Genomic DNA, 23,179 nt, shown 5'->3' with positions numbered 1-23,179 from the left:
GCCAAGATTTGTCGCGGCAAAAAAATAAAAAAAAGGTATTTTATGTTAAAAAAGCCTTTTTTGCTGGTTTCTTGATATGCGCAATATAGTATTTTGTAAAATAAAATATTGAAAAAAGGAAAATTTTTGATAGATAAAGAATTAGAAAAACATTCGTGCGCGATTACGCTTTCAGATATGGAAATTTTTATTTTTCCCGAAATTTTATATGCTTTGGTGCTTGCTAATTGTATGTCGAGTATTATTTGGGAATGGAAAAAAGACCCGTGGTTTTCTGATTTGTCGTCAATGAACGAACATAGAAAAATTCAGCGCGTTAAACAGTTTATTATGGACAAATTTGTTTTTAATTTGGACTTGGATACTTGGGGACTTACTACAAAAGAGACCGAAATTGCACGTTTTTCTGATTTTATCGACACCGGAATTTTAGCGCAAAGCAACGCGCTTTTTGGCTACGAGGGCGACAAATATTATTTCGATATAGACATTCGCAAGCACTTCGGGCTCGAAAAGTACAACGACAACATAATCCCTTATTGGAAAACCGAAACTGTTGAAGCTATGGAAGCGTTTAAGTATCGCGAAAATTATTCTACAGGAGCAGGGGAGTGCGTTTCATTATCGACTTTGTATGCCGCCGCTCTCTTTGTTATCGCCGAAATTCCGCTTGATAAAATTCACCTGCTTGCAACGCCGCTTCATTCGCAAAATTTTATTGAAACAAAAGGCGGGCTTATTACAAACAATCGAAGAGTTATCACAAAAACGATGTGGTTTAACGGTACGGAGCAGGCGACAAAGGCGCGTCGGGCAATAGAAAACGAGAAAATTACAATGCTCGTAAATAATTTTGGATACGTGCATACAATGTATGAAAACGCAACAATGCCGAGAGCAAAATACGAGGAAGCAAGCGCCGCGCTGAAAAAATATTTGATTACAGAGATAAATTTAGAGGTTTTCGTAAGTTTTCTGCGCGAAAATGTGCAATATCAGAAGCATTTTCAGTTTTGTTTAAAGAATAAAGACAAAATTTTGTTTATAGAAAGCGAAATTGTTTTTCAGCGCGAAGAAAAAAGCAAATCCCGAGCAGGAACAGACTCGCATAAAGCACTTTTGTGTGAGATTTCGGAAGTGGAATACTGCAAAATTCCGATTGAAAACCGTCTTATTCTCGAAGATTTTGAAAAATTGCTGAAAAAAAGCAAACTTAATCCTAAAGACGAAAACACAAAGCAGTTTTTTATAGAAAAATTGCAGAAAATTGTAGAAAATCCGACCGAATTTGCTGAAAATATCATTGCTTTTTCGTATATTGAGCCCAAATTACCCGATATTAACGCAAAAAAATTTATCGAAACCACTCCAATAACATTAAACGCAAAAGACGGTCGCGAAAATCTGATTTCGCAAATTTATTTGCAGGCAAAAGCTAACGCTACGGCAAATTTGGCGATAAGCGCGTTTCGCGATATAAGGCATTGCGGAATAAAGCCGTTTATGAAAGCGGCTTTTGAGCGAAATCCCGTTTGTTTTGAGGCGCTGAAAGATAAAAATCTCGACGAAATTTACGAAATTCTTAATAATTTTGACAATATCTCAATTTATAAAGAAGATTTTCGTCTTGCACAGCCCGACGAAGTATATAACTTTTCACGCGGCGACGGTTTAGAAAAAGCAATAATGCTTGCAACAATTATTTTTAGGAAAACACAGAAGGTTGCGCAAATCAAAATTCAAGGAAAAAGTGTCGAAGTTGCTTTCGAGCAAAAAATATTTTTATTTGAAAGCGACAAAAACGTTTTGTCGGCAGAAGAAAAAAATCAGCTTAAGCTATATTCGCTTTAGTTTCTAATCTTGAAATTCTTACGCTCAAATCTTCGTGTCTCTGGATAAATTCGGCTTCTATTTCGGAAAGACCTTCGGCAAATGCGTCCGAAACTTTACTCGCCAAATTTTCTATCGCTTCTTTAAGAACGTTAAAGTTTTCGTCAAACTCCTCTTTCAGGTCGTTTTCAATCCTTATTAAATCCAAACGAATTGGCTCCAACTCTTGTTCGGTCAAAACGCTTACAAATCCATCAAGGGCTTTCGATAATTCTTTGTGAGACATCTTTTCTCCTTAAAAATTTAATATTTTTCATAAAAATAATTTTTGGCGCAGTGCAATAAATTATTTTCTTGCATTATGAAGAAGATTTTCTTAATATTGTCTTTTTGCGCATTATTTGCAAACGCTCAAACATTAAAGGTTTTGTTGAGCGAGGAGAGTGTCGTTATCGGACAAACGTGCACAATGACGGTTGTTTTCCCCGAAGCCGTAAAACCGCTTTCCCTGCTTAATCCGAGGGAATGGGCAGGGGCTGTCAGGTTTAGGGACGTGCGCGAAGTGTTTTCGCCGACTGAAGCAAGATTTCAGATAATTTTGTCTCTTTACGAAGCCCCCGTTTGTACAATTCCGCCGTTAAGTTTTTTAGTGCAACTGCCCGACGGCGCGCGGGATACCTTAAAAACCGACCCGATTGCGGTGCAGGTAGCGTCAATTTTGGAGCAACTCGACTCTGCTCAACTTAAAAGATTAGCAAAATACGGAGCAATAAATCCGATGAGGGCGGGAAGACTGGCGATTTGGGAAACTATACTTGTTTTGGCGTTAATTATTGCCGCTGTTGTGCTTTTGGTTTTGCTGATAAAAAAATATCTAAACCGCAAAAATGCGCAAATTATAACGGTTCCTCCGTTTGAGGAAGCGATGAATGCGCTTTCGGCTCTCGACTCTTTCGACTTAATAAGCAAAAGCGAATACAAGGCGTTTGTATTTTCGCTTTCGGCAATTCTTAAGCGTTTTGTATCGCGAAGATACGAGGTATCCATAGAAGAAGCGACTTCGACCGAATTTAAGCAGTGGGCAAGAAGAAGCGGTGATTTGAGCAGAGAAAACAAGCATCTGATTGAAAATTTCATAAACGAAACCGATCCCGTAAAGTTTGCAGACCTGACTCCGAGCGTCGAGATATTGCGCAAACTTCGAGCAGATGTTGAGGAATTTGTAAAAAGAACACGTCCGATTGAAAATTTATCATCGACGTAAGATAAAAAAATTAAAACACACAGCATTATTTAATTGGGTGAAAGGCGGAGTTTTAAATTATGAAGGGTATAAGAGATTTTTTAAGTAATATTGCGGCGACTTACAATATTGTAAAGCTTAACGCTTTATCTTCAAAAAAAGATTTGGCAAAATTGCGTTGCGGCGCTTACAGCAGCGAAAGTTTTTTATCTTTGGCGGACATTGTTTGGAAGCAGGCTGTTCGTGATGAAATGTGCATTTCTACATTAATTGTAGATGTTGAAGACTTTGGAGATATGTGTAATAAATACGGACTTTTGGCTTGCGAAGAAATACTTGCAAAAATATCGGGAATAATACTTCAAAATGTTCGCCGTCCGCTTGACTTAACGGGCAGGTATCGCAGAAGCGTGTATGCTGTTCTTTTGTATTCGGCGTCCTTAAAAGCCGCAAATCGCATAGCTGACCGAATAAACAATGAAATAAAACAACAAAAATTTCAGCGCGTAGGCTTTGTTGACGATATTGTAGTCAACGTGCAGATAGGCGTTGCCACAAATGAGAAACCGTCTTTGGAAACATCTTTTGAAGATTTGTTGAAAGAAGCGGAAAACGGTTTCTGCGGCGCAAGAAAAGATAACGTTTGCACAAATTGCGCAAATAACGGTAAAGGAATTTGCGTATGAGATTTTATTCTCTCGAAGCGTTTTATCTTCTGCTTTTGCTTATTCCTGTAATTGTTTTTTACATTTACAGGGAAAAAAACAACAAAACCGCGGTTCGTTTTTCTAACCTTTCGGACGTAAAAAAAATGAAGCCATCTTTTGCGATTTGGGCGCGGCACTTGCTTATTTTGCTTAAAATTGCAGGCTTTTCTCTTTTAATTGTAGCGCTTGCTCGTCCTCAAAAGGGGAGCTCCTTTGAGGAAATAACCACGCAAGGTGTGGACATAATGGTTGCAATGGATATTTCGGGAAGTATGGCAGCTCTTGATTTTAAACCCGACAACCGTTTGGAAGTTGCAAAAAGACAAATGATAGAGTTTATCGACCGACGGAATTCCGACAGAATAGGGCTTCTTATTTATGCCGCTCGTGCCATAACATTGAGCCCGCTTACTCTTGATTATGACCTTTTACGTCAAATTATCGCCAACATAAGTTTTGACTCGCTTGACGAAGACGGCACGGCTATCGGCACTGCAATTGCAACTGCGGCAAATCGTTTGCGGACAAGTCAGTCGCCGAGCCGAATAATTATTTTGCTTACCGACGGCGCAAACAACCGCGGCGAAATTTCACCGATTATGGCGGCTCGTGCGGCGGCGGAACTTGGAATTCGCATACACACAATCGCAATCGGGCGAGAAGGTATGGTTCCGTTTCCGATGAGAGTGCGAAACCCATTTACGGGGGCAATCACTACCGAAATAACAATGATAGAGTCCGACGTTGATGTAGAAACGCTGAAAATAATATCCGAAATTTCGGGCGGCAGTTTTTTTAGAGCTGAAAATAGCGAAGAACTGCAAGAAATTTACGCAATAATAGACGAAATGGAAAAAAGCACGGTCGAAAGCAGAATTTTCACAAATTACACCGATAGATTTCACCTGTTTTTGATATGGGGTTTCGTTTTGCTCGTTCTTGAATTTATATTAAGACAAACACGTTTCAGGAGAATACCATAATGAGATTTGCCGAACCCGAATTTTTATGGGCGCTTTTGCTTTTGCCGTTTTTTGTAATTATTTACATTTTAATTGCAACGGCGCGCAAAAACTTTCGCAAAAAATTTGGTGATAAAGAGGTCGTTCAAAAACTTTTGCCTCGTGAAATATTTAATTTTCGTCCTCTCAAAGCCGTTATATTTCTGACTGCGTTTTCATTTTTGATAATTGCGCTTGCACGTCCGCTTTTTGGGGTGAAAACCGAAATGACAGAGCGCGTGGGCGTGGACATAATGATTGCGCTTGACGTGTCAAAGAGTATGCTTGCCGAAGACATAACGCCCAACAGATTACGGCGCGCGCAGTTCGAGATAGCCAACCTTTTTGAGATGTTTTCAAGCGACCGTGTGGGTTTAATAATTTTTGCGGGCGAGGCGTTTATGTTAATGCCGCTAACACTTGATTACAGCGTTGCACGAATGTATCTTGACGCGGTAAGCACCGATTGGGTAGCCACGCAGGGCACAGATATATCGGGCGCAATAGAACTTGCCCGTCGTTCATTTACGCCAAGCAACGCGTCGAAGGTTTTGATAATACTGTCAGACGGCGAAGAAACAAGCGGCGACGCACTTCGCTCAGCTCAGAGAGCCGCGCAAGACGGAATTGTAATCTACACGGTAGGCGTCGGCTCCGAGAGCGGCGTACCAATTCCGATGAGGCGAGAAGGCGGAAGCATAACCTATATGCGCGACCGAGCCGGCAACGTAGTAATGACCCGCCTAAACCCGCGAATGCTTGAAGAAATAGCAATTGCGGGAAGCGGCAGATATTTTTCGGCAGGCGTGGACTTAAATTTAACCGAAATTTATCGTCAAATCCGCGAAATGGAGCAGGGAGAATTCGGAGCAACTCGTCAGGCGCGTCTCAACGAACAGTATCAACTTTTCCTGTTAATAGCTTTGATTTTGTTTTTCTTGGAGTTTTTTCTTATTGATGCGATATTCAAAAAGAACGAATGGAAAGGGCGATTTTCTTAAGTTTTCGGCTTATCTTTAAAAAAATCAAAACAGCGAGTGCAACACTTCGTTCAGCGCAATTTCTGCAAATAGCGTTTTCTGCAAATCAGCAATTTTTTCTTCGTCAAAAGTGGAGTTTTTGTCAAAAACAGCAATTGCTTCTGAGGAGGGGACAGGGGTAATCAAATGGTTTTGGCTCCCGATTTTTGATAAGTGGCAAATAGCGTCGGCAACGTTTATTACAGCCGCCTGCGCACGAAAATTAAGCGGCGCTTCCGTCGGATTATGGTGATAGCGGATAATTTTGCCGATTTTTTCAGGTAAATTCCAACGTTGGGCTATCATATATCCGATTTCTGCGTGCATTACTCCCAAGATTTTTTGCTCCGCCTCAAAAAAACTTACCCCGTTTTTTTCTGCAAAATCTAAAACATCGCAAAAATCTTGCGGCATATATTGAGCTAAAATCATTTTTCCTATGTCGTGCAAAAGTCCTGCGACAAAAAGTTCGGCACCGTCTTCGGGCAGATAGGTTCGCGCAATCGCTCTTGCGGTAATTCCTACTCCTACGCTGTGTTCCCAATGTTTTTGCATATCAAAACGATTAAGCGCGCCGATATTTTTGAAATTGTCGAAAACCGTCAGTGAAAGCCCCATTTCTTTTACCGCCGCGTATCCCATAACCACAATTGCGGTATCGACCGTCGAGATTTCGCCCGAAAGTCCGTAGTACTCGGAATTTGCGGTTTTCAGAATTTTCGCCGTAAGTGATGGGTCGCTCGAAATGAGTTTAGCAAGCGTTTCCGTGCGTGTTGCGGGGTTATCCACCAAGTCGAGCAACTTGGCGACAACCGTTGGCAAGGTTGGCAAATTTGCTACTTTTGATGCTATGTTTTTTATTTTATCTGATTTTTTCAAGTCCATATTTTATTTTGCCTACTGAGTTTACGCCGTGAAATCTACAAATCTGCCGTGTTCGGGACCGCGATTTCGCCTGCCTTCTTCTTTTTTATGCTTCTTTTGCTGTTCTTCTTTCTGTCTTTCACGTTCTTTATCAGGGTCAATGGCATTTGCTTTTTCGGCTTCTTTTACCTGTTCCCGCATTTCCGCCATTCGCTTTTGGTCTTCTTCGCTGTTGCGCACTGCGGCAAGTGCAGGTGCGGCAAATTCGCCTCTCTGCATAGCGGATACGCCGTCAATCGCTTGAAGGTTCATTGCGTTCATAATCTCTAATCCTTCATTTTTATTTGTAAACGAGAACGCAGTTTCAGCATCACTTTTGAGTGAATTTGACTTACCCGCGACTCGGTTATTCCCAAGACTACCCCAATTTCTTTAAGTGTAAGTTCTTCAAAATGATACAGAGCAATCACAAGTTTTTCTTTTTCGGGAAGCGTCATTATCGCTTCTTTCAACACTCTTTTAACCTCTTCGTATCCTAATATCTGCAAGGGGTTGTCGGTGTTTGTGTCTTCTATTGTTTCCGATATCGACATTTCTCTGGACTCGCTGTCTTTTGAGAAAGTTGCGTCAATCGAAAAAACGGTTATGGGGGCTGAATCGGAAAGCATTTTCTCGAATTCGTCGCTACTCAATCCCAAATGAGCGCATACTTCGTCGTCGTAAGGACTTCTGCCTAATTTTTCTTCTAATTCCGAATATGCTCTTTGTATAAATTTAGTTTTTTGTCTTACTGAGCGCGGCACCCAATCCAAAGCGCGTAATTCGTCCAAAATAGCTCCGCGTATTTTATGGCTCGCAAATGTTTCAAATTTTATTTCTTTGTTCGGGTCAAAGGTTTCGACTGCTTTTATAAGCCCCAAAATTCCGCAACTTACCAAATCTTGCTTGTCAACCGAACGAGGAAGAGTATATCCCACCCTTTCGGCTATGTATTTAACAAGCCCTGCGTATTCTGCAAGCAACTTGTCTTTTGCGACTTTTGAGCCGCTGCTGCGATATTCTTCCCAAAGCGTATCAATGTTCGACATTTTCTTTTACTCCCTGTTTATTTATGAAAAATACATTCAGGCGCTCGCGTGTTTCGGCAAAAGTTTGCATTATACGCGTTTTTTAATCTTTTTTTCCTTTGCTTTCGCCTCGTTCTTCAATTCTTTTACTAAATCTCTATCGACTATGAATACCCGTTTTTTACCTTTTTCTTCAGCAATTCTTTGTTCAAAGCCGCCCTCCAAGGGGTCTAATTTTTCGTGGTCAATATCTTCGACAATTCCCCGAAGCACAATGTCGCCGATAATCATACCCGAAAGCCAAAACAAAATCGCGCCCAAAGCTGCCCTGAAAATTATCGGCGCTATGGTATCTACGGTAAATGTTCCCGCAAAATCGTAGCCTGAAAAAAATATAAAAAGAAAAGCCAGACACGCCAAAAACGCGCTGAAACTTTTTACTGCTTTTGTCATTCTTTACCTCCCGCGACTTGCACGAATTTAGCAAAAAAGTTTTTTAATTCGTTGTTATTGGTATCAAGATTTTCTTCACCGTCGATTTTGGCGGCAACAGTGTTTATTTTAAGTGAAAAATCTCCGATTTTTTTCGATAAAATTCCTATATCTTCACGAATAAGTGTAGCAAGTTTTTCACTTTTTGGCAAAACACCCAAAAAATCAAGTTTAAAATCAATAAATTTTTGCGACATCATAGTTAGTTTACTTTTTACAAGTTCCGTTTCAGTCGCATTTTGCGTCATATTTATAAGAAGCGAAATGTTTTTTTGCCCGCGCGAAACCAAAACTTTCAGCGTTGCATAAGCATCTGCAAGCGAGGTCGGGTCGGGGGTTGCGACAAGTATTACCTCGCCCGAACTAATCGAGAGCCGTATAGTATTTTCGGAAATTCCGGCACCGCCGTCAATCAGCAAATAGTCGTATTCTTGCGAAACATCTATGAGCTCTCCGATAATTTTGCGCAAATCTGAATTCGGCGAAACATCTCCGCTTCCGCCCGGAATTAAGTCAATGTTTTCGCTTACGTGGTGTATAAGATTTCGCACAGGGCAGGCATTTTTTATGTATTGCGTTAGGGTTGCTTTCGGCAAAACTCCAAGTAAAATATGCAAATTTGCAAGTCCGACGTCGCCGTCAAAAATAAGCACTTTTTTGCCTCGCATTGCAAGCGCTTTTGCTAAAAAAACCGTGATGTTCGACTTTCCCACGCCACCTTTTCCGCTGACAATGGCAATCGAACGAAGTTTTGAGTTGGCGCAATTTTTCGCCGCCGCAACTTCCTTTACAATTTTTCGCAAATTTTCCGCTTGGTCTTTCAAATAGAACTCCCTTCAAGCAGTTTTTTCACAAACGCTGTGGATTGCGCCGTTTCAATATCGTCGGGAACGCTTTGTCCTATCGTGAAATAAGACACAGGAATACCCACCGTTTGCACAACGTTAAATATGTTTCCAAGTCTCATTGTTTCGTCTAATTTTGTGAAAAGCAAACGCGAAACACCGAGTTTTTTGTATTTGTTTGCAATAGCAATAAGGTCTGATTCTTTGGTTGCCGCGCTCAAAACCAAATGCACGCAATCGGGGTTTAATTCTTGCATAAACGCTGCCAATTCGTCCATGTGCTCACGATTTTTTTGGCTTCTGCCCGCGCTGTCCACCAAAATAATATCGCTGTATTTGCAGTTTTGGATAACGTCCTGAATATCGTCGGGAGAGTAAACCGCCTGTAAATCAATTCCGATGATTTCGGAGTATGCACGAAGTTGGTCAATCGCCGAAATTCTGTAGGTATCGGTCGTAATAAGCGAGCATTTTTTCTTTTTTTCAAGCGAAAAATACGCCGCAAGTTTGGCTATGGTCGTTGTTTTTCCTGCGCCGGTAGGTCCTACAAAAAACTGAATTTTAGCGTTTTCGCAGGCAGAAACGGGGAAACTTTCCGCAAGTTCTCTGAAAAATTCTTTTGTTATGTGTTTGCCGAGATTTGGCGTAGATTTCTTGAGTTTGTCAAGCAAGTCCTTTGCAAAGTCGTCTCTGATTTCGCTGTCCACAAGGCGTTTGTAAAGAATTGCCCAAGGTCCCGCGTATCCGCCCGACGCTTTGCTTTCGCCCGTCGCCAAAATTTCGGTCAAAAGCTTTTTCATATCGCTCAAATCGTCGCGGATTTTCATTATATGAAGCGGTGGCTCTTCCGGTTTTATTACTTCTTCGTCAGAAATGCTCAAAGCAGGCGCATTCTTTTTGGATTGCGGCACGTCAATATGCGTTATGGGCGCTGTGTTTTCTTGTATCGGCGTCTGCATTTGCGGGGGCAGGGGAGCGCTTTGTTTAGAGTTCGGAATATGAATTTGAAACTCTTCCTGCTGAAATTGCCCTTGTTTATATTCGTTTTCGGCTTCATTGGCATTTATGGTTTTGAGCCGTGCCAAAAATTCGCGGTTATTTCCGCTTGTATTCACGGGCATTTGCGGAATTGGCGCGGGCGAAATTTGGTTGTCTTCGTCAATCGCCGCGGTGACTTCAACTTTGTCGCCGTTGTAAAAGGGGATAAGTGAGGCAGGCAAATTCCTTGTTTGCAAAATAAGAGCGTCTTCGCCCAACTCCGCCTTTACCTTTACGTATGCTTCGCTAATGGTGGCGGCTGTAAATTTTTTCATTTTCATAAATATTTCTCCGATACTTCCCCAAAAATACTATGTTTTCCACACAAAAATCATACCAAACGCACTTTTTTGCGTTTTTTATGAAAAAATACTAAGGTTTAACGTATTTTCCTCTATAAAAGGGGAAAAAAATGATTCAAGACGAGCCGATAATTTTTAAGGTTTGCAATCCGGATAGCGTTTTGTGCAAGTTTAAGATTCCTTATCTTAAAGATTTGCTTGTCGAAAATCCGCGAGGAAAACGCGAAGTTCGTATGGACATTAAGGCGAATACGGTTTGGCACAAAAACGTTTTGCCGAACGATTTGGAATTCGACTTAATGCCGGGGCAATTTTTAACGATTTTAATAAAACCGCACAACGACGAATATTTTGCGGGTTGGGGACGTTGGTTTCATTGGAATTGGGACGGAAATCCTCAAACGGAAATGACGCGTTTTTTGAGTGCCGTTTTGTCCGACCCGGATTTTGCGCATTTGGAAAACGAAACAAAAATCGGAGAATATTTTAGGGCGTTTCAATACGCCAACACTCCGATAACGACCGCGCCCAACGAGGATTTAGACGACTATTTTGAAGAAATAGAAATCGGATTCAGAGCGTCTCAATATGCCGGCTGCGAACATTTGACGGCAAAACCCGACGAAAAAACGCCTCTCGGACTTGTAAAAATCGGCGGCTTTTTCAGAAATTCGCAATACGGCGGTAAATTTACGCCAGATTTTATCCCTCCCGACTTAATTGAAAGTGCGATTTTTCATAAAATTTTGCTGAAAAACAATATGGAGATATTCAAAGAAATTTTGGACGAATTAAAAACCGAAGAAATGTGCGAAATGGCGCTTAAAGCAGACGTTGTGAATTTTGCAGAATACGTTCCCGACCGATTAAAAACAGAAAAAATCTGCAAAATCTTGGTGGCAAGCGACCGTTTTCGCGGCTTACAATATGTTCCCGAAAGCGCAATGACCCAAAAAATCTGTGATATTGCAGTTAAAAATAATGCCACCAATTTGGAGCACGTTCCCGATAAATTCAAGCGAAAAACAGATAACAGGCGTTTTTATCACCGTTTCGTCCGCACAAAGCCGCACAAAAATTTGTTCCACGCTCTGTTTTTTATGTGTTCGTTATACAATTCCTCGTTAGCGAACAGAATTCCGATTGTCCTTTCTTGACGAAGCGTGGTTTGCAATTCCGCCATATAGCCGTCGGTTATTATTATTGTAAAATCAAAATCGTCGCTGTATTTCAGGACGGGATTTAAGTCCGTGCCGCCGCGACCAAGCGCCTGCAATTTTTGGATATTGTCTTTTAATTTTATCGGCTCGCTTACCTTGGTATCGCAATACGAAATCCAAAGTTGCGCTTTGTATTTCAAACTTTCTATAACGTCAAAAGTGCGTTTAAGGTCGTCGCTGCTCATACTGCCGCTGGTGTCTAAGGCGATTAAAACTTTTGCGCCGAGCGTTCTTTTATGTCCGCTAAATTGTTCCACTCTGCGATTTATCCGAAGTCGCGTGGACTTGTATCCTATCGAAATTCGCCCGTTTACAACCCGCACAAAACGCGACAAATCTTGCTTAAACACCTCTTCGCGAGTGATTTCTTCGACAAGTCCGCCCGGCATACTGCCCCAATTACTGCTTAAACCGTGCCTTTTAATAATATCTTTGATTTTATGCTCTATCAAATCCGAATGTTCGCTGTTTCCCCAGCCCTCGGAATTTTGCTCGGCGCTGTCGGAAAACGCGGGCGCGCCTTTTATGGCGTTTGGGTTATGCAGTGTAAGATTGCCGATATAGCCCTCAAAAGGCAATCCGCTTTCAAAGCCCGCCTCGTTTTCCCAGTCCATTTCGTCGGGCGTTGGCGTAATGTAGGTGAAAGGGCAGTCGCTTTCACAGCCGATTTTTTTCATTTTGCATTTTTTGCAATCATAATTATCGTATATCACGGCGTTTGAAGCGAGCCACGCATTTGAGCTGTCTTTGCTCCTATCGGCAAAAGGATGGCGAAGCATAAGGCGAATGGTTTCGATTTTAAGAACGCTCAAAAATTCTTTGTCGGAGCACTGCTTTTCCCAATCGATGTTTATTTCCCAATGGTCTTTGAACCAGCGGATTTTGACGTGTTCGCCGAGTTTTTTTTCTTCGCGCCTAAACGCTTCAAAAACTTGGAAAATCATCGGCTCTTCGAGGGCTAATTTTTCTATCTTGCGCATATTTTGTTTTTTTACTCCTTTAATTACAGGGAAAAGTGAGCCGGCTCACTTCACAACTTCTCTATCAATTCAACACAAAGTCCGGTGAGTTTTGAGATTTTCTGGACGGTCATTCCGTCGAGTTTCAGTTCTTTGGCGACTTCTGCTTTGCCTGCCGCCTTGCCTTTTAATTCCGCCGCATACAGTTGGCTTTTAATATCTGTTTCGTCTGTTATTATGTCGCTTGGCGGCGCGGATTGTTCGGTTTTCTCGGGCTGCGACTGAGTTGACGGTAAAAACGCGGCAAGGAAATCGGAGTCGCGTTGTTTTAGTCTTGCTCTTACGTTTGCTTCGGCTTCTTTTACAATTTCGGCGCATTTTTTCTCATTAGCCATAAGTTTTTCTTCTGCCGCTTTTACTATTTCTGTAGCTCGTTTTTCTTCCTGCAATCTTTTTTCTTTGGCAATTCTGATTGTTTTGCGCTGTTCTAAAATTTCTTCTATCAAATCTTTGTAGGCAAACGACAATGTTGCGAGATTTGGATTTTCGAACCAGAGTTCGCTTCCGTTGAATACTATTTCGCGGGTGTCGGCTCTGTTAAAGAAAACGGCGTATTTTTTTTCGGGATTTATTTTGCTTACAATGCTTATTTGGGGCGGATACAAGCGTTTGTTTTCGATGCCTATATGAATTATAGGCTCAATTATAAATGAAAATCCCATTTGTTGCAAAAAGTTTGCTTCTTGCGATGAAATCGGCATAAGTCCTTTTCCGAGTTCGTAAACGTGCGGATTGTTGTCAGTGCAATCTTCGATCATATAACAATTCACGATGCAGCCGCCCTCTTGTGCGTTGTAATCATCAATGCGGATATTGACCATATACTCCCTTCCGTTATTATTGTCGTATATTCTGTTTTTGGCAATGTCGTTCAAGATGTTATTTATCTTTTTTACGGCATATCCTTTAAAATAAAGGACACTTCCGCGATAAAAAACGTTCATACGCTCCCCATATTCATCTTCGGTTTCGTTAGATTTTTTTATCGGAACAATACCTGCAAAATATTTATTTGCGTTCGACACGGTATTGCTGTCAAAAATCCTGCTTTTTGCATCTTTAATCATTTTCTGCAAACCTCCGACGATAAAATTCGGCAACCGCCACTGCCAAAACCAACATTTTTTTGAAACTCATAAAAAAACACTCCTTTTGTTAATTAAAAAACATTACTTTCAAATTAAACGGAGTGTTTCAGAAAACAACAAAAGGCGCACTCCATTTTCCCGCCCATTTCAGTACTCCGAGGTTATCTCCAAAACCTATACTGTCAAAAATAAACGAGAAAGGAGTATGCCTATCAGATAGACATACATTTTCTCATTTCCTAACAGTATTGAATATTGGAGATATTCGGAGTAGAGAAAATGAAAAATTCATTTTTTTGTATCAAAGAACGAGGAGAAAATACTATTTGCTTCGGGGAAAGGTGGCGGTTTGGTGGTTTTTTTGGAAATTTGGAAAAAATTTGTGAAAAACAGGTAAAAAAATCACATAAAAAGCATTGGCTTTTCAAACGGAAATAACATATTTCAAAAACAAAAAAAACGGGCTACTTCCAAGTTCAATTTGGAAATAGCCCAAAAAAATCTTAATTTCTACATCACAATTCGCCGTTCAGTTCGAAAATGTTGCCTTCGGGGTCGGTGAAATATGTGCAGCGCATTCCCCAATCCACCATAGATTGCGGTTCGCTTAAAAATTCTACGCCCGCTTCTTTCATTCGGCGATAATCTTCGTCTATGTTTTCGCTGGGGATTACCGCTACAATTGTGTCGGACGGAGGATTTTGAACGGCAGGGTGCTCGTATCCTTTGAACTCTTTCATACCCATTGCGCTGAAAATAGCAATCCGCTCGCAATCTTGGTCGTCGTCTTTTTGTCCGAACATCGTGTAAGGACCGTTTCTGTCTCCGTAAACCGGAACTAAACCTAATTTTTCCGTGTAAAAATCAAAGCAAGCCCCATAATCTTTGCGAACCATAATCCGCACGCCGATTTTACTTAACTGCATATTACCTGTCTCCATAAAAAAGTTTTTAAGTTCTGGATATAAAATAATAAATCGCCGAAGTGCGCGCGTGTGTAAAAAAACGACTTTTTTCAGGAGAGCGCATAAGCCCGAAAATCGCTTGGATTGCCGTCTGCAAACTCCTTAAAATCCTTAATTAAATGCCTGTGGTCGTAATATCCGCAATTCAATGCAACCGAAACAACATCGTTGCTTTTCTCCGCCGACAAACAATCCAACGCATTATTAAATCTGGCAATTTTAGCCAATTTCTTTGGACTTACGCCGATTACACGCTTAAATTTTCGCTCAAAATGCCTCGAACCCAAACATATATCCGCCGCGATTTGCACGGGTGAAATCAGCCCTTTCGACGAAGAAATCAAATCGACGGCGCGAACAATTTGCTTATCGAGAGGATACAAATTAAACAAGAGGTTCAGCAAATATTTATCCATATATTTTGCCATATCCGCCGCGCTGTTTCTTTCATAAAACATTTTGTGAAACGCCTCGTTGATTTCCTTGTCAAAAAGCGTATCGACCGAGGTCAAATTGAGTTCCAAATCCGTAAGTTCAAGAAGCGGAACACGCGTAAAAGCCGACATCGCCGCCGCCCTGAAACGCACGCCGAACATCTCTACGCTGTCGGGATAGTTGTAGTCAATAAAACCGGTCGATAGCCCATATATTTCCGCGTGAAAAGCATTGCTTTTTTTATGATAAACGAAAATAAGGTCGGGATAAATATCGGGAAGAACTTTTTGCGATATTCCCTCCATTCCCAAATTGTCGCTAAACCAATAATTTTTGATATACGGCGACAATATCGCACTCGGCTGATATACGTGGTATTGCATTTTGGCTTTCCTTTTTGTTTTCACCTCTCCTCAAACTTCACAAATAAAGAAACTAATTGCCTGCCGAATTTTGGGGGACTGGCTTAAATACACGAAACATTCGCCGTTGTATAAGGAATTAAATACGCCCAATTCCTCCATTCGTTTGTTTTTTTGCAGGTTTTCTACGACGTTTTCTATGATTTCCAGCATTTGAGCGACATCTTCTTTGCGCTCCATTCCGCTTAAAATCTGAATTGCTCTGTCGAGCGCACAACAGACTTCGTGGGTGTCTCTTTCTTCGATATTCTTAAAAACCTCTTCCCAAGAATCTATGTTTTTACGGAAATATTCGACCCACAAACTCGCCGCGGATTTGCCGACTTTTGATGTTGCGATTTTGAAATTTCCGATAGCCGAATTTTCCAATTCTCCTAACTCAAACCACGCTCGACAACCGATTTGCGTTATTAGGTTTTGATTTTTATTCAAAAATTCAAGAAGCGTTTTGTTTATGTTTTGCCCGCTCGCCCAAGTCAGCCATTCGCGCGGATTTACGACAAGTTCAAACCTGTGAAATCTATCCAAAAGCGCGGGGTCTAAGGTGTCCACCTGATAATATTCGTTGTCGGGGTTCATTGTTGCGGCAACTCTGCTGTTTTGGGGGAGTTTGTAGCCTGTTTGCGGGATTTCTCCCTCCAAGGCAAGCGAGAAAAAACTGTCGCGAATGTCTTTTGCAGAGCGGTTTAACTCGTCCAAAATAAGCAGTTTTTTGTTTTCGCCCTTAAATTTTGCAGGTATCGAATATTCGAGATTATTGCCGTCTTCGCTTCTGAACGGCACGCCGATAAGGTCGCCTGCGTCCGCCATTTGCGCTCCCAAAAGCACGATTACGTCAAACCCGTTTGCAAGCCCCCAAGTTTTCAGAATTTGCGTTTTTCCGATCCCGTGATTTCCTTTTATGAGCACCGCTTTTTTGGTGGAACTCATAATTTGCCCCACCTCGCTTTGACTGATGACCGCCCAGTCGTCTAAGTGTTTTGTGTCCATTGTATGGCTTTCCTTTGTTATTATTTTTAATTTTGTAGGTAAAATACTAAATGCCAAAGAACGAAATTTCTCCAAAAACGAAATACTTACGAAAACCGTCGCAAAAATATAGTATATTCATTCTTAAATATTAAGAAAGGATTTAATTATGACATTGCAAAGAACAGTAAATATTACTGGAAAAAGACAGGTACATTTAGATTTACCTGTTCCCCAAGATATTCCTGTCGGTAAAACGTTAATTAAAATTACTTTTGTAGCCGCATACTCAAACCCGCAAACTACAAAAATAAAAAAAACACAACCGTTAAAAACATTGGAAAATGCAAAAGTTAAAAAGAAATCTGCTTTCGGTTGCTTGAACGAGTATGCCGATGTCTCTAAAATATCGTTAGAAAAAGGCGCTTGGGAAAGAGAGGTCGCCCAAAAGTATGCTGTTAATTGATGCAAATATTGCTTTGCGCTATATTATCGGAGACCATAAGGAATTGGCATTAAAAGCGAGAGATATGATTGACAATAATGACATAGAAATGCCTGTCGAAGTTCTTAGCGAAGTTGTTTATGTCTTAAAAAGCGTTTATAAAATTGACAGAAACGTTATCTATTCAAAATTGTTATACTTTTTTGAAATTACGGAGTGTGAAATTCCACATAAAGCCTCTGTTTTATGTGGTTTAAAGTATTATGCGGAAACAAACCTTGATTTGGTAGATTGTATTTTGGCAGGTTATTATGAAGTAGAAAACAAGGAAATTGCAACATTTGATACGGGTTTGCAAAAACTACTTGCTAAAATAAAAGCATAAATTTGTCCCCCATTAACATCATCAAGAGGAAAAAAATGACAGCAAAAGAAAAAGCGGAGAAATTACACAAAAAAGTAGGATTGTTTTTTATCAGTTGCGTCGGCGAGGACGGGTATCCTCTTACTAAAGCCGTTCTGTCTCTTCCCGCAAAACATAAAAATTCATTGAACGAGATTTATTTTTGCACAAACACATCGTCTAAATTTGCAGGGGAAATCGCTAAAAATTCTAAGGCAAGCGTGTATTTTTACAGCAAGGAAATTCTTATATGGAAAGGCTGTATGCTTAAAGGAAATATGGAAATCGTCAACGATATGAAGATTAAAGAGCGGCTTTGGGACGATAAATATAAGGATGCATACCTTCCCGAAAAATCCCCGTCTTGCCCCGATTATTGCGTGCTAAAATTTACTCCGATTTCGGGCAGATATTACACGTGGTATAAAATCGAAGATTTTGAAATTTAAGTCGCAGTTAAAGCATTTGTTTATGGAATATCTTGCCGTTGCAGGGGAATTGAGTATGTTTTAGTTTTCGGTAGAACGTATTCCCATAGATAAAAAACACAAAAAATCACCAAAACCAAAATAATCTCGAAATCCACCACAAACAAATATTATTTTCTCCCTAATATTTCAGGGAAATCTAACAAAAACGGAGAAAAAACAATGGTTGCAACTGCAAATCTACAGAATTTCTTCAATCTCGCAATAAAAAACATTGCGGGGGATTTACACACAACACAACACAACACAACACAACACAACACAACACAACACAACACAACACAACACATATAATTATACGAAGTATAATATATGTGGGGATATTACAAGGGGACGCCTTTTCGGGCGCAAAATTTTTGCGTTCTTTTTTGTATCGTCAAAGTCGAAAATAAGTTCAATTAAACAAATAAAAAGGGAGTTTTTATGAAAAGTCTTAAAAATGTATTGGCGGCAATTTTATGTTTTGCCGCAGTGGTTTCGGCTCAGATTTGGAACAGCGCAACACCGCCGACGGTTGCGGACGGAGCGACGATAACAATAGCCGCGGGCGTTCATGGAAATTTGAATGTCCCCGAAAATGCAACTATAACTATAATCGGCGGCGCTTCTTATGGAGGCGGCATGTGGGACGAACAACTTGTTTTTGACATTCCTGCGACTTCAAAAGTTATTTGGAAAGCGGAGTTTTCCGGTGGTGTTTTTTCTAGGACTCCCGGTATTGTTTCTTTTGCGAACGTACTTATTCGTGGCGGTGAGCTTGTGGTTGCTGAGGGAGGGGTGATAACAGGTGTTAGAACCGTGCTTGGCGTTCGTGATGGCGGCAGAATTACCATTGACGGCGGAGAAGTCAGAGCTACGGGTGGCGAGGCGATTTTTTCCAGAGACAGTAGCAGTATTGTTATTTTAAGCGGAGTAGTCAGTATGACAGGCAGTAATGCTGCGACAATCAGCGTTCTTGACAGTGGCAGTGTTGCAATTTCGGGCGGATTGGTTATCGGACAAACGCCTTTCGGATACGATGCAAACCGCACCAACATAAACATTACCAACAACGGCGCAGTTGTAAAAATCGAAGAAAATTTTGACTGGAAAACGTACACCGCAGGCACAAAAGACGGTTTTACAACTACTCCCGAAAATGCGGCGGTATATTGGGGAGGCGGAGGCATATCTTACCCGAACGGCTTTTGGTATATTGAGTATGATTTAATAGAAGACCGTCCGCAACGAACTATCGTTTGGGACAGATGGTTCGCGGTTAATCCTTCGAATCCCGGTAATCATCAGCCTGCTCTTATAGACGGCGATACCGTTCGGATTGCTCTCGGCGCAAACGGAACTTTAAGAGTTCCCGGAAATAGAACTATTACAATTATCGGTGATAACCTTAACAACAGCCCCCAATGGTGGGATAGGATTGCATTAGAGATTGCTCCGACATCGAGAGTTATTTGGAGAGCGACGTTTACCCCGGGAGATATGTGGATGCCGGAGGACGGTTTTCGAATTACGGGCGGCGGCGTGTTTGAATTTGCCGCCGGCTCTATAAGAACCTGTCGAAGAGCAATTATCGTCTCCGACGGCGGAACATTTATTGCTTCGGGCGGAAACATCACAGGGAGGATACTTCTTGAAAGCGGCAGCACGCTTAATTTTTTAGGCGGCAGGTTAGAAAGCACTCATATTAATAATAACTTTGAGCCTACAATTGCCGCCAGGGGCGGTAGCACGGTTAATATTTCCGGCGGAGAAATTTCAGTAATAAACGGAACAGGAAGTCTTGCAATGGTAAGGCAAGCGATTCTAATAGCGGACAGCAGTAATATCACGGTTTCGGGCGGAGTTATAAATACGATAGGGAGTGTAGAGGTAGCCATTCGTATAGGTACGATTAATGTAGATCCGACTAATGAAAGAGGTATGGGTAATATTGTAATTTCAGGCGGAGTGATAAATATAGAAGCAAATCAAAGATCCCACACTGCGATTGTAAGTCATTCCAACAGTATTACCAGAATTTCAAATGTAGAGATTAACGTTAAAGGTTCTACTTCTACTACTATATTAACCGGAATTAATGTTGACGGCGATCTCAAAATTGATAACGTAATAAAATTCAATGTCGAAGATACTGCTCAGTCGCAACAGTTAATTCGTGTTGCGAATGGCAATCTCACAGTTGAAGGCGCGAAAATGAGTGTAGGAACAAACGGCGAAGTAATTTCTGTAGTCAACGGAAATCTTAGTATATTAAACAGTGAAATAACCGGAAGAACAGAGAGAGTTTCTATCGGTTCAAATCTTCGCAGGATTATTTTCCACTCAAACGGCAAGTTAACCGTTTCAAATTCAGTTATAACTGATTTAGGTGATTCAGGTGATTTTGGTGGTCTTATACTGACATCTGGCGATAGCGAAATAACTTTTGAAGACGGCGCTAAAATAATCGGAAGAATTGGTAGGATTAGCGGCGTAAGCAATATCACAATAAAAGACGGCGCCCAAGTTTTGGGACGCATTGATGCAACGACAGTTAACGTTTTTGGCGGAGTTGTGTCTTATCCTGACAACAACTGGGCGATTAGTAGCCCTTCTTTAACAATCTCGGGCGGATTGGTAATCTCCGGCGCGCGAATTGCGTGTCGAGTTATAAATACTTGCAATATTGATTTAGTGCCTAACGACGATGTTTTGACTATGACAGGGGGCACGATTATTGGTTATGACCGCAACGAATTCAGTCAGGGAACTCGCAATGGATTAGTGTCTTTTCCTGAAGACGCGGACATATTTTGGGGAGTAAGCGGAGGAGTGGCGGGTATTTTTTATCCGGGCGGTTTTTATCCTGTTGACGGCATAGTGCCTCCCAGTTTTATCCGCGAAAGACAGCCTGTTTCTTTGTCGCAGTATGGAATTTTACTCGAAAACGCAGTAGTGTCGGACGTGGCGAGATTTTCGATAATAACCCCCGAACCGGCAATGGCGAATGTGCGGATATTTGATGCGTTGGGGAATGTTGTGTGGTCGGTGGACGATGTAGGGGCGTATTGCATACGCCCTGCAACAATGACCGTCGGCGATTTGGGCGTATGCAATACGCCCCTACAATGGGATTTAACCAACACCACAGGACGATTAGTCGCAAGCGGCACCTACATAATCGCCGTGGAAGCAACGACCATCAGCGGAAGACGATACCGATATTCCGCTCGAATCGGCGTAAAAAGGTAGGCATTTATGCGACAAATTGCGGCGATTTTTTTAATTTGGGCTTTATTTTCGCAGGGCGGTTTTGCCGTCCCTGCAATTTCTGCGCCGTTTGAACACGAACTGCCCGACGGCTCAAGCATAACAGTTCGGCTTCACGGCGACGAATGGCAAAATTGGCGAACTACCACGGACGGCTACACAATTTTACTTAACGAAAACGGCTTTTGGGAATACGCAAGCGAAGACAAAAACGGCGATTTGCAATCTTCGGGAATACGCGCGCAAAACGAAAACAAACGCACAAACAAAGAACGCGAATTTCTGCGCGACCGTCCTAAAAATTTAAGAGGTCGTCGTTTAGAAAGCGAAATTTTTGAGATGGAGCAAATACGCGGCGTTCGCAGTATTTTGGAGTCGCAGGAAATTGTCCCGTTTGAGGGCGAATGGACTATTCCCGTAATTCTCGTAGGATTTCAGGGGAAGCCGTTTCAAAGAACAAAACAGGATTTTGAAACCTTGTTTAACGGCAGAGTGCGCGACTATTTTCTCGAAAATTCTTACGGCAAATTCGACTTACGGGCAAACGTTTACGGACCGTTCACTTTGTCAAATCCGATAACGCATTACAACAGGTTTATGTCAAGCGGATCGCTTATGGCTCGCGAAGCGGTAAATTTGGCAATCGAACAAGGATTTGACTATTTTCAATACCCCTGCCCAATAAATCCCGATAATTTAATTGCCGTGCATATAATTTTTGCGGGATATTGCCAAGCATACGGTGCGCCTGCAAACGACGCAATATGGTCGCACGCCGCCATAAATACACCTGTTTTTTCGCATAACGGAAGATGGTATGGCAGGTATTCTTGCTCTTCGGAACTTAGCGGCATAAGCGGCACAAATATTGCGCCCCTCGGAACGCTTGTGCACGAATTGGGACACTCAGTTTTTGATTTCCGTGATTTTTACGCAACAGGTTCCGTATGCCCCGATAATTGGTGTATTATGGCAAAGGGCGGTGTTATTAACAATGGAAATTCCCCATCTCTTTTTTCGGCATACCCACGTGTAAGATTGGGCTGGGCGCAAGAAATTACAATTAACTCAGCCGCACAGATTACTTTGCCTAATCCTACCGAACGCGGAGTAGTATATAGAATAAATACACAAACGAACGGCGAATATTTTCTGATAGAAAACCGTCAAAGAATAGGTTTTGACGCGCTTATTCCTGCAAGCGGTATGTTAATTTATCGTGTAAATAAAAATGTTTCGGCTTGGAACAACAATAGCCCGGTAAACACCGATCCCGCAAATCGCGGATATTATGTAATGCAAGCGGGCTGCGACAGGGTTAACGGTTGTGTAAGCGACCAAGGAATGTTTGTTTTTTACTCGTTTCCTCGTAGCAACGACGCTTTTCCGAGGTTTATTTTTAACAGCTTTACGGATTATTCCGTCCCAAATGCGCGGGCGCGAGCAGGCGAAAACACCAACAAACCCATAACCAACATCACCCACAACACAACAGCAAGAACAATTTCATTCGATTTTATGATGACCGCAACGTGGAACAGCAACACCCCGCCCGTTCCCATAGACCAAATGACCGTAATAATCTCCGAGGGCGCAAGCCGCACCCTGCTTATTCCGCCGAACGCAACCATAACAATAATCGGCGAAACCGACAATTTATTCGACAATTCGCCCAATTCAATCGGCATTTACATTCCGTATTCCTCAACCGTAATCTGGAAAGCAAAATACGCCGCCTTAAACACGCAAAACCTAATAAGAGGCGACGGCAGAATTACTTTTACCGACGGCGGTTTTATAGTAAATTACGACCCGACCTCGTGCAAATTAAACGTTCTGCCCGACACCGCGCAATTATTCTGGAATTTAGTCCCGCCCACAGGCATATTTTACGGCAACGACGGATTTTTACCCATCGCAAACGTATCCGCAAGACACAATTTCAACAACTGGACTTTAAGCAAAGAGCCCAACTGCACGGATTTCGGCGAAATATCAAGAATTTGCCAAATCTGCACCCAAACAGAAACCACTCCCACCCCCGAACGAAACCCCGAAAACCACGCTT

23 protein-coding genes are annotated in these 23,179 nt (G+C 41.7%); 11 read left to right on the top strand and 12 right to left on the bottom strand.

The annotated features are described in order from the left end of the window. The first annotated feature begins 126 nt into the window (after nucleotides 1-126). A complete protein-coding gene (locus FWE23_08180; GenBank protein ID MCL2845411.1) occupies nucleotides 127-1,851 on the top strand; it encodes a hypothetical protein in 1,725 nt (574 codons plus the stop codon). Here FWE23_08180 and FWE23_08175 read toward each other — a convergent pair. After that, nucleotides 1,832-2,116 (bottom strand): hypothetical protein, encoded by a 285-nt coding sequence (locus tag FWE23_08175; GenBank protein ID MCL2845410.1) that lies wholly within the window; start codon nucleotides 2,114-2,116, stop codon nucleotides 1,832-1,834. The genes FWE23_08180 and FWE23_08175 overlap by 20 nt on opposite strands. 183 nt (nucleotides 2,117-2,299) lie before the next feature. Between FWE23_08175 and FWE23_08170 the strand changes: the two genes are divergently transcribed. The 4 genes from FWE23_08170 to FWE23_08155 are packed head-to-tail and all read left to right on the top strand — an operon-like array spanning nucleotide 2,300 to nucleotide 5,782. Next, a complete protein-coding gene (locus FWE23_08170; protein ID MCL2845409.1) occupies nucleotides 2,300-3,094 on the top strand; it encodes a hypothetical protein in 795 nt (264 codons plus the stop codon). Between the two features lie 59 nt (nucleotides 3,095-3,153). Further along, nucleotides 3,154-3,759, top strand: coding sequence for a diguanylate cyclase (locus FWE23_08165; GenBank protein ID MCL2845408.1), 606 nt, complete (start codon nucleotides 3,154-3,156; stop codon nucleotides 3,757-3,759). Next, nucleotides 3,756-4,763 (top strand): VWA domain-containing protein, encoded by a 1,008-nt coding sequence (locus FWE23_08160; GenBank protein MCL2845407.1) that lies wholly within the window; start codon nucleotides 3,756-3,758, stop codon nucleotides 4,761-4,763. The genes FWE23_08165 and FWE23_08160 overlap by 4 nt, the downstream gene beginning before the upstream one ends. Further along, nucleotides 4,763-5,782 (top strand): VWA domain-containing protein, encoded by a 1,020-nt coding sequence (locus FWE23_08155; protein MCL2845406.1) that lies wholly within the window; start codon nucleotides 4,763-4,765, stop codon nucleotides 5,780-5,782. The genes FWE23_08160 and FWE23_08155 overlap by 1 nt, the downstream gene beginning before the upstream one ends. 24 nt (nucleotides 5,783-5,806) lie before the next feature. Here FWE23_08155 and FWE23_08150 read toward each other — a convergent pair whose 3' ends face one another. The 6 genes from FWE23_08150 to flhF all read right to left on the bottom strand — a co-directional run bounded on the left by FWE23_08150 (nucleotide 5,807) and on the right by flhF (nucleotide 10,387). Further along, nucleotides 5,807-6,685, bottom strand: a complete 879-nt coding sequence (locus tag FWE23_08150) for an HDOD domain-containing protein (GenBank protein MCL2845405.1) — start codon at nucleotides 6,683-6,685, stop codon at nucleotides 5,807-5,809. Nucleotides 6,686-6,706: 21 nt separating this feature from the next. Beyond that, nucleotides 6,707-6,985: a hypothetical protein gene (locus FWE23_08145; protein ID MCL2845404.1), complete on the bottom strand. Its 279-nt coding sequence runs from the start codon at nucleotides 6,983-6,985 to the stop codon at nucleotides 6,707-6,709. Between the two features lie 5 nt (nucleotides 6,986-6,990). Continuing rightward, a complete protein-coding gene (locus tag FWE23_08140; protein MCL2845403.1) occupies nucleotides 6,991-7,752 on the bottom strand; it encodes a FliA/WhiG family RNA polymerase sigma factor in 762 nt (253 codons plus the stop codon). A 69-nt stretch (nucleotides 7,753-7,821) separates the two neighbouring features. Further along, the gene (locus tag FWE23_08135; protein ID MCL2845402.1) at nucleotides 7,822-8,184 is read right to left on the bottom strand and encodes a hypothetical protein; all 363 of its coding nucleotides are present in this window, start codon (nucleotides 8,182-8,184) and stop codon (nucleotides 7,822-7,824) included. After that, nucleotides 8,181-9,047, bottom strand: a complete 867-nt coding sequence (locus FWE23_08130; GenBank protein ID MCL2845401.1) for a P-loop NTPase — start codon at nucleotides 9,045-9,047, stop codon at nucleotides 8,181-8,183. The genes FWE23_08135 and FWE23_08130 overlap by 4 nt, the downstream gene beginning before the upstream one ends. Then, nucleotides 9,044-10,387 (bottom strand): flagellar biosynthesis protein FlhF, encoded by a 1,344-nt coding sequence (flhF, locus tag FWE23_08125; GenBank protein ID MCL2845400.1) that lies wholly within the window; start codon nucleotides 10,385-10,387, stop codon nucleotides 9,044-9,046. Before flhF ends, FWE23_08130 begins: the two co-directional genes overlap by 4 nt. Before the next feature lie 131 nt (nucleotides 10,388-10,518). On the opposite strand from flhF, the gene FWE23_08120 reads away from it, so the two are divergent. Then, entirely contained in the window at nucleotides 10,519-11,565 is a 1,047-nt protein-coding gene (locus FWE23_08120) for a hypothetical protein (GenBank protein ID MCL2845399.1), read from the top strand. On the opposite strand, the gene FWE23_08115 is transcribed toward FWE23_08120, so the two are convergent. From FWE23_08115 to FWE23_08095, 5 genes are all read right to left on the bottom strand, one after another. After that, complete coding sequence (locus FWE23_08115) at nucleotides 11,454-12,608, bottom strand: VWA-like domain-containing protein (protein ID MCL2845398.1); 1,155 nt, start codon at nucleotides 12,606-12,608, stop codon at nucleotides 11,454-11,456. The genes FWE23_08120 and FWE23_08115 overlap by 112 nt on opposite strands. 50 nt (nucleotides 12,609-12,658) lie before the next feature. Further along, on the bottom strand, nucleotides 12,659-13,714 hold the full coding sequence (locus tag FWE23_08110; protein ID MCL2845397.1) for a hypothetical protein: 1,056 nt from the start codon (nucleotides 13,712-13,714) through the stop codon (nucleotides 12,659-12,661). Nucleotides 13,715-14,250: 536 nt separating this feature from the next. Beyond that, the gene (locus FWE23_08105) at nucleotides 14,251-14,661 is read right to left on the bottom strand and encodes a VOC family protein (GenBank protein ID MCL2845396.1); all 411 of its coding nucleotides are present in this window, start codon (nucleotides 14,659-14,661) and stop codon (nucleotides 14,251-14,253) included. An 89-nt stretch (nucleotides 14,662-14,750) separates the two neighbouring features. Continuing rightward, nucleotides 14,751-15,518, bottom strand: coding sequence for a helix-turn-helix domain-containing protein (locus tag FWE23_08100; GenBank protein ID MCL2845395.1), 768 nt, complete (start codon nucleotides 15,516-15,518; stop codon nucleotides 14,751-14,753). A gap of 30 nt (nucleotides 15,519-15,548) precedes the next feature. Beyond that, a complete protein-coding gene (locus FWE23_08095; protein ID MCL2845394.1) occupies nucleotides 15,549-16,547 on the bottom strand; it encodes an AAA family ATPase in 999 nt (332 codons plus the stop codon). Between the two features lie 148 nt (nucleotides 16,548-16,695). On the opposite strand from FWE23_08095, the gene FWE23_08090 reads away from it, so the two are divergent. The 5 genes from FWE23_08090 to FWE23_08070 form a co-directional block, all read left to right on the top strand. Then, nucleotides 16,696-16,992 (top strand): hypothetical protein, encoded by a 297-nt coding sequence (locus FWE23_08090; GenBank protein ID MCL2845393.1) that lies wholly within the window; start codon nucleotides 16,696-16,698, stop codon nucleotides 16,990-16,992. Beyond that, nucleotides 16,979-17,356 (top strand): PIN domain-containing protein, encoded by a 378-nt coding sequence (locus tag FWE23_08085; GenBank protein ID MCL2845392.1) that lies wholly within the window; start codon nucleotides 16,979-16,981, stop codon nucleotides 17,354-17,356. The genes FWE23_08090 and FWE23_08085 overlap by 14 nt, the downstream gene beginning before the upstream one ends. A gap of 35 nt (nucleotides 17,357-17,391) precedes the next feature. Next, nucleotides 17,392-17,823 (top strand): pyridoxamine 5'-phosphate oxidase family protein, encoded by a 432-nt coding sequence (locus FWE23_08080; GenBank protein MCL2845391.1) that lies wholly within the window; start codon nucleotides 17,392-17,394, stop codon nucleotides 17,821-17,823. A 462-nt stretch (nucleotides 17,824-18,285) separates the two neighbouring features. Further along, entirely contained in the window at nucleotides 18,286-21,093 is a 2,808-nt protein-coding gene (locus tag FWE23_08075) for a hypothetical protein (GenBank protein MCL2845390.1), read from the top strand. Nucleotides 21,094-21,099: 6 nt separating this feature from the next. Then, nucleotides 21,100-23,179, top strand: a 2,080-nt coding sequence (locus tag FWE23_08070) for a M6 family metalloprotease domain-containing protein (protein MCL2845389.1), incomplete at its 3' end; no start/stop codon positions are given.

The sequence above is a fragment of the Chitinivibrionia bacterium genome (assembly GCA_009779925.1).
Classification (GTDB): domain Bacteria; phylum Fibrobacterota; class Chitinivibrionia; order Chitinivibrionales; family Chitinivibrionaceae; genus WRFX01.
This window is presented reverse-complemented; position numbering and strand designations above follow the sequence as displayed.

Bases quoted from the DNA above. Each gene is read 5' to 3' on its own strand.
- FWE23_08175 (MCL2845410.1), bottom strand. From the start codon at position 2,116: ATGTCTCACAAAGAATTATCGAAAGCCCTTGATGGATTTGTAAGCGTT.
- FWE23_08170 (MCL2845409.1), top strand. From the start codon at position 2,300: ATGACGGTTGTTTTCCCCGAAGCCGTAAAACCGCTTTCCCTGCTTAAT.
- FWE23_08165 (MCL2845408.1), top strand. From the start codon at position 3,154: ATGAAGGGTATAAGAGATTTTTTAAGTAATATTGCGGCGACTTACAAT.
- FWE23_08160 (MCL2845407.1), top strand. From the start codon at position 3,756: ATGAGATTTTATTCTCTCGAAGCGTTTTATCTTCTGCTTTTGCTTATT.
- FWE23_08155 (MCL2845406.1), top strand. From the start codon at position 4,763: ATGAGATTTGCCGAACCCGAATTTTTATGGGCGCTTTTGCTTTTGCCG.
- FWE23_08150 (MCL2845405.1), bottom strand. From the start codon at position 6,685: ATGGACTTGAAAAAATCAGATAAAATAAAAAACATAGCATCAAAAGTA.
- FWE23_08145 (MCL2845404.1), bottom strand. From the start codon at position 6,985: ATGAACGCAATGAACCTTCAAGCGATTGACGGCGTATCCGCTATGCAG.
- FWE23_08140 (MCL2845403.1), bottom strand. From the start codon at position 7,752: ATGTCGAACATTGATACGCTTTGGGAAGAATATCGCAGCAGCGGCTCA.
- FWE23_08135 (MCL2845402.1), bottom strand. From the start codon at position 8,184: ATGACAAAAGCAGTAAAAAGTTTCAGCGCGTTTTTGGCGTGTCTGGCT.
- flhF (MCL2845400.1), bottom strand. From the start codon at position 10,387: ATGAAAATGAAAAAATTTACAGCCGCCACCATTAGCGAAGCATACGTA.
- FWE23_08120 (MCL2845399.1), top strand. From the start codon at position 10,519: ATGATTCAAGACGAGCCGATAATTTTTAAGGTTTGCAATCCGGATAGC.
- FWE23_08115 (MCL2845398.1), bottom strand. From the start codon at position 12,608: ATGCGCAAGATAGAAAAATTAGCCCTCGAAGAGCCGATGATTTTCCAA.
- FWE23_08110 (MCL2845397.1), bottom strand. From the start codon at position 13,714: ATGATTAAAGATGCAAAAAGCAGGATTTTTGACAGCAATACCGTGTCG.
- FWE23_08105 (MCL2845396.1), bottom strand. From the start codon at position 14,661: ATGCAGTTAAGTAAAATCGGCGTGCGGATTATGGTTCGCAAAGATTAT.
- FWE23_08100 (MCL2845395.1), bottom strand. From the start codon at position 15,518: ATGCAATACCACGTATATCAGCCGAGTGCGATATTGTCGCCGTATATC.
- FWE23_08095 (MCL2845394.1), bottom strand. From the start codon at position 16,547: ATGGACACAAAACACTTAGACGACTGGGCGGTCATCAGTCAAAGCGAG.
- FWE23_08090 (MCL2845393.1), top strand. From the start codon at position 16,696: ATGACATTGCAAAGAACAGTAAATATTACTGGAAAAAGACAGGTACAT.
- FWE23_08085 (MCL2845392.1), top strand. From the start codon at position 16,979: ATGCTGTTAATTGATGCAAATATTGCTTTGCGCTATATTATCGGAGAC.
- FWE23_08080 (MCL2845391.1), top strand. From the start codon at position 17,392: ATGACAGCAAAAGAAAAAGCGGAGAAATTACACAAAAAAGTAGGATTG.
- FWE23_08075 (MCL2845390.1), top strand. From the start codon at position 18,286: ATGAAAAGTCTTAAAAATGTATTGGCGGCAATTTTATGTTTTGCCGCA.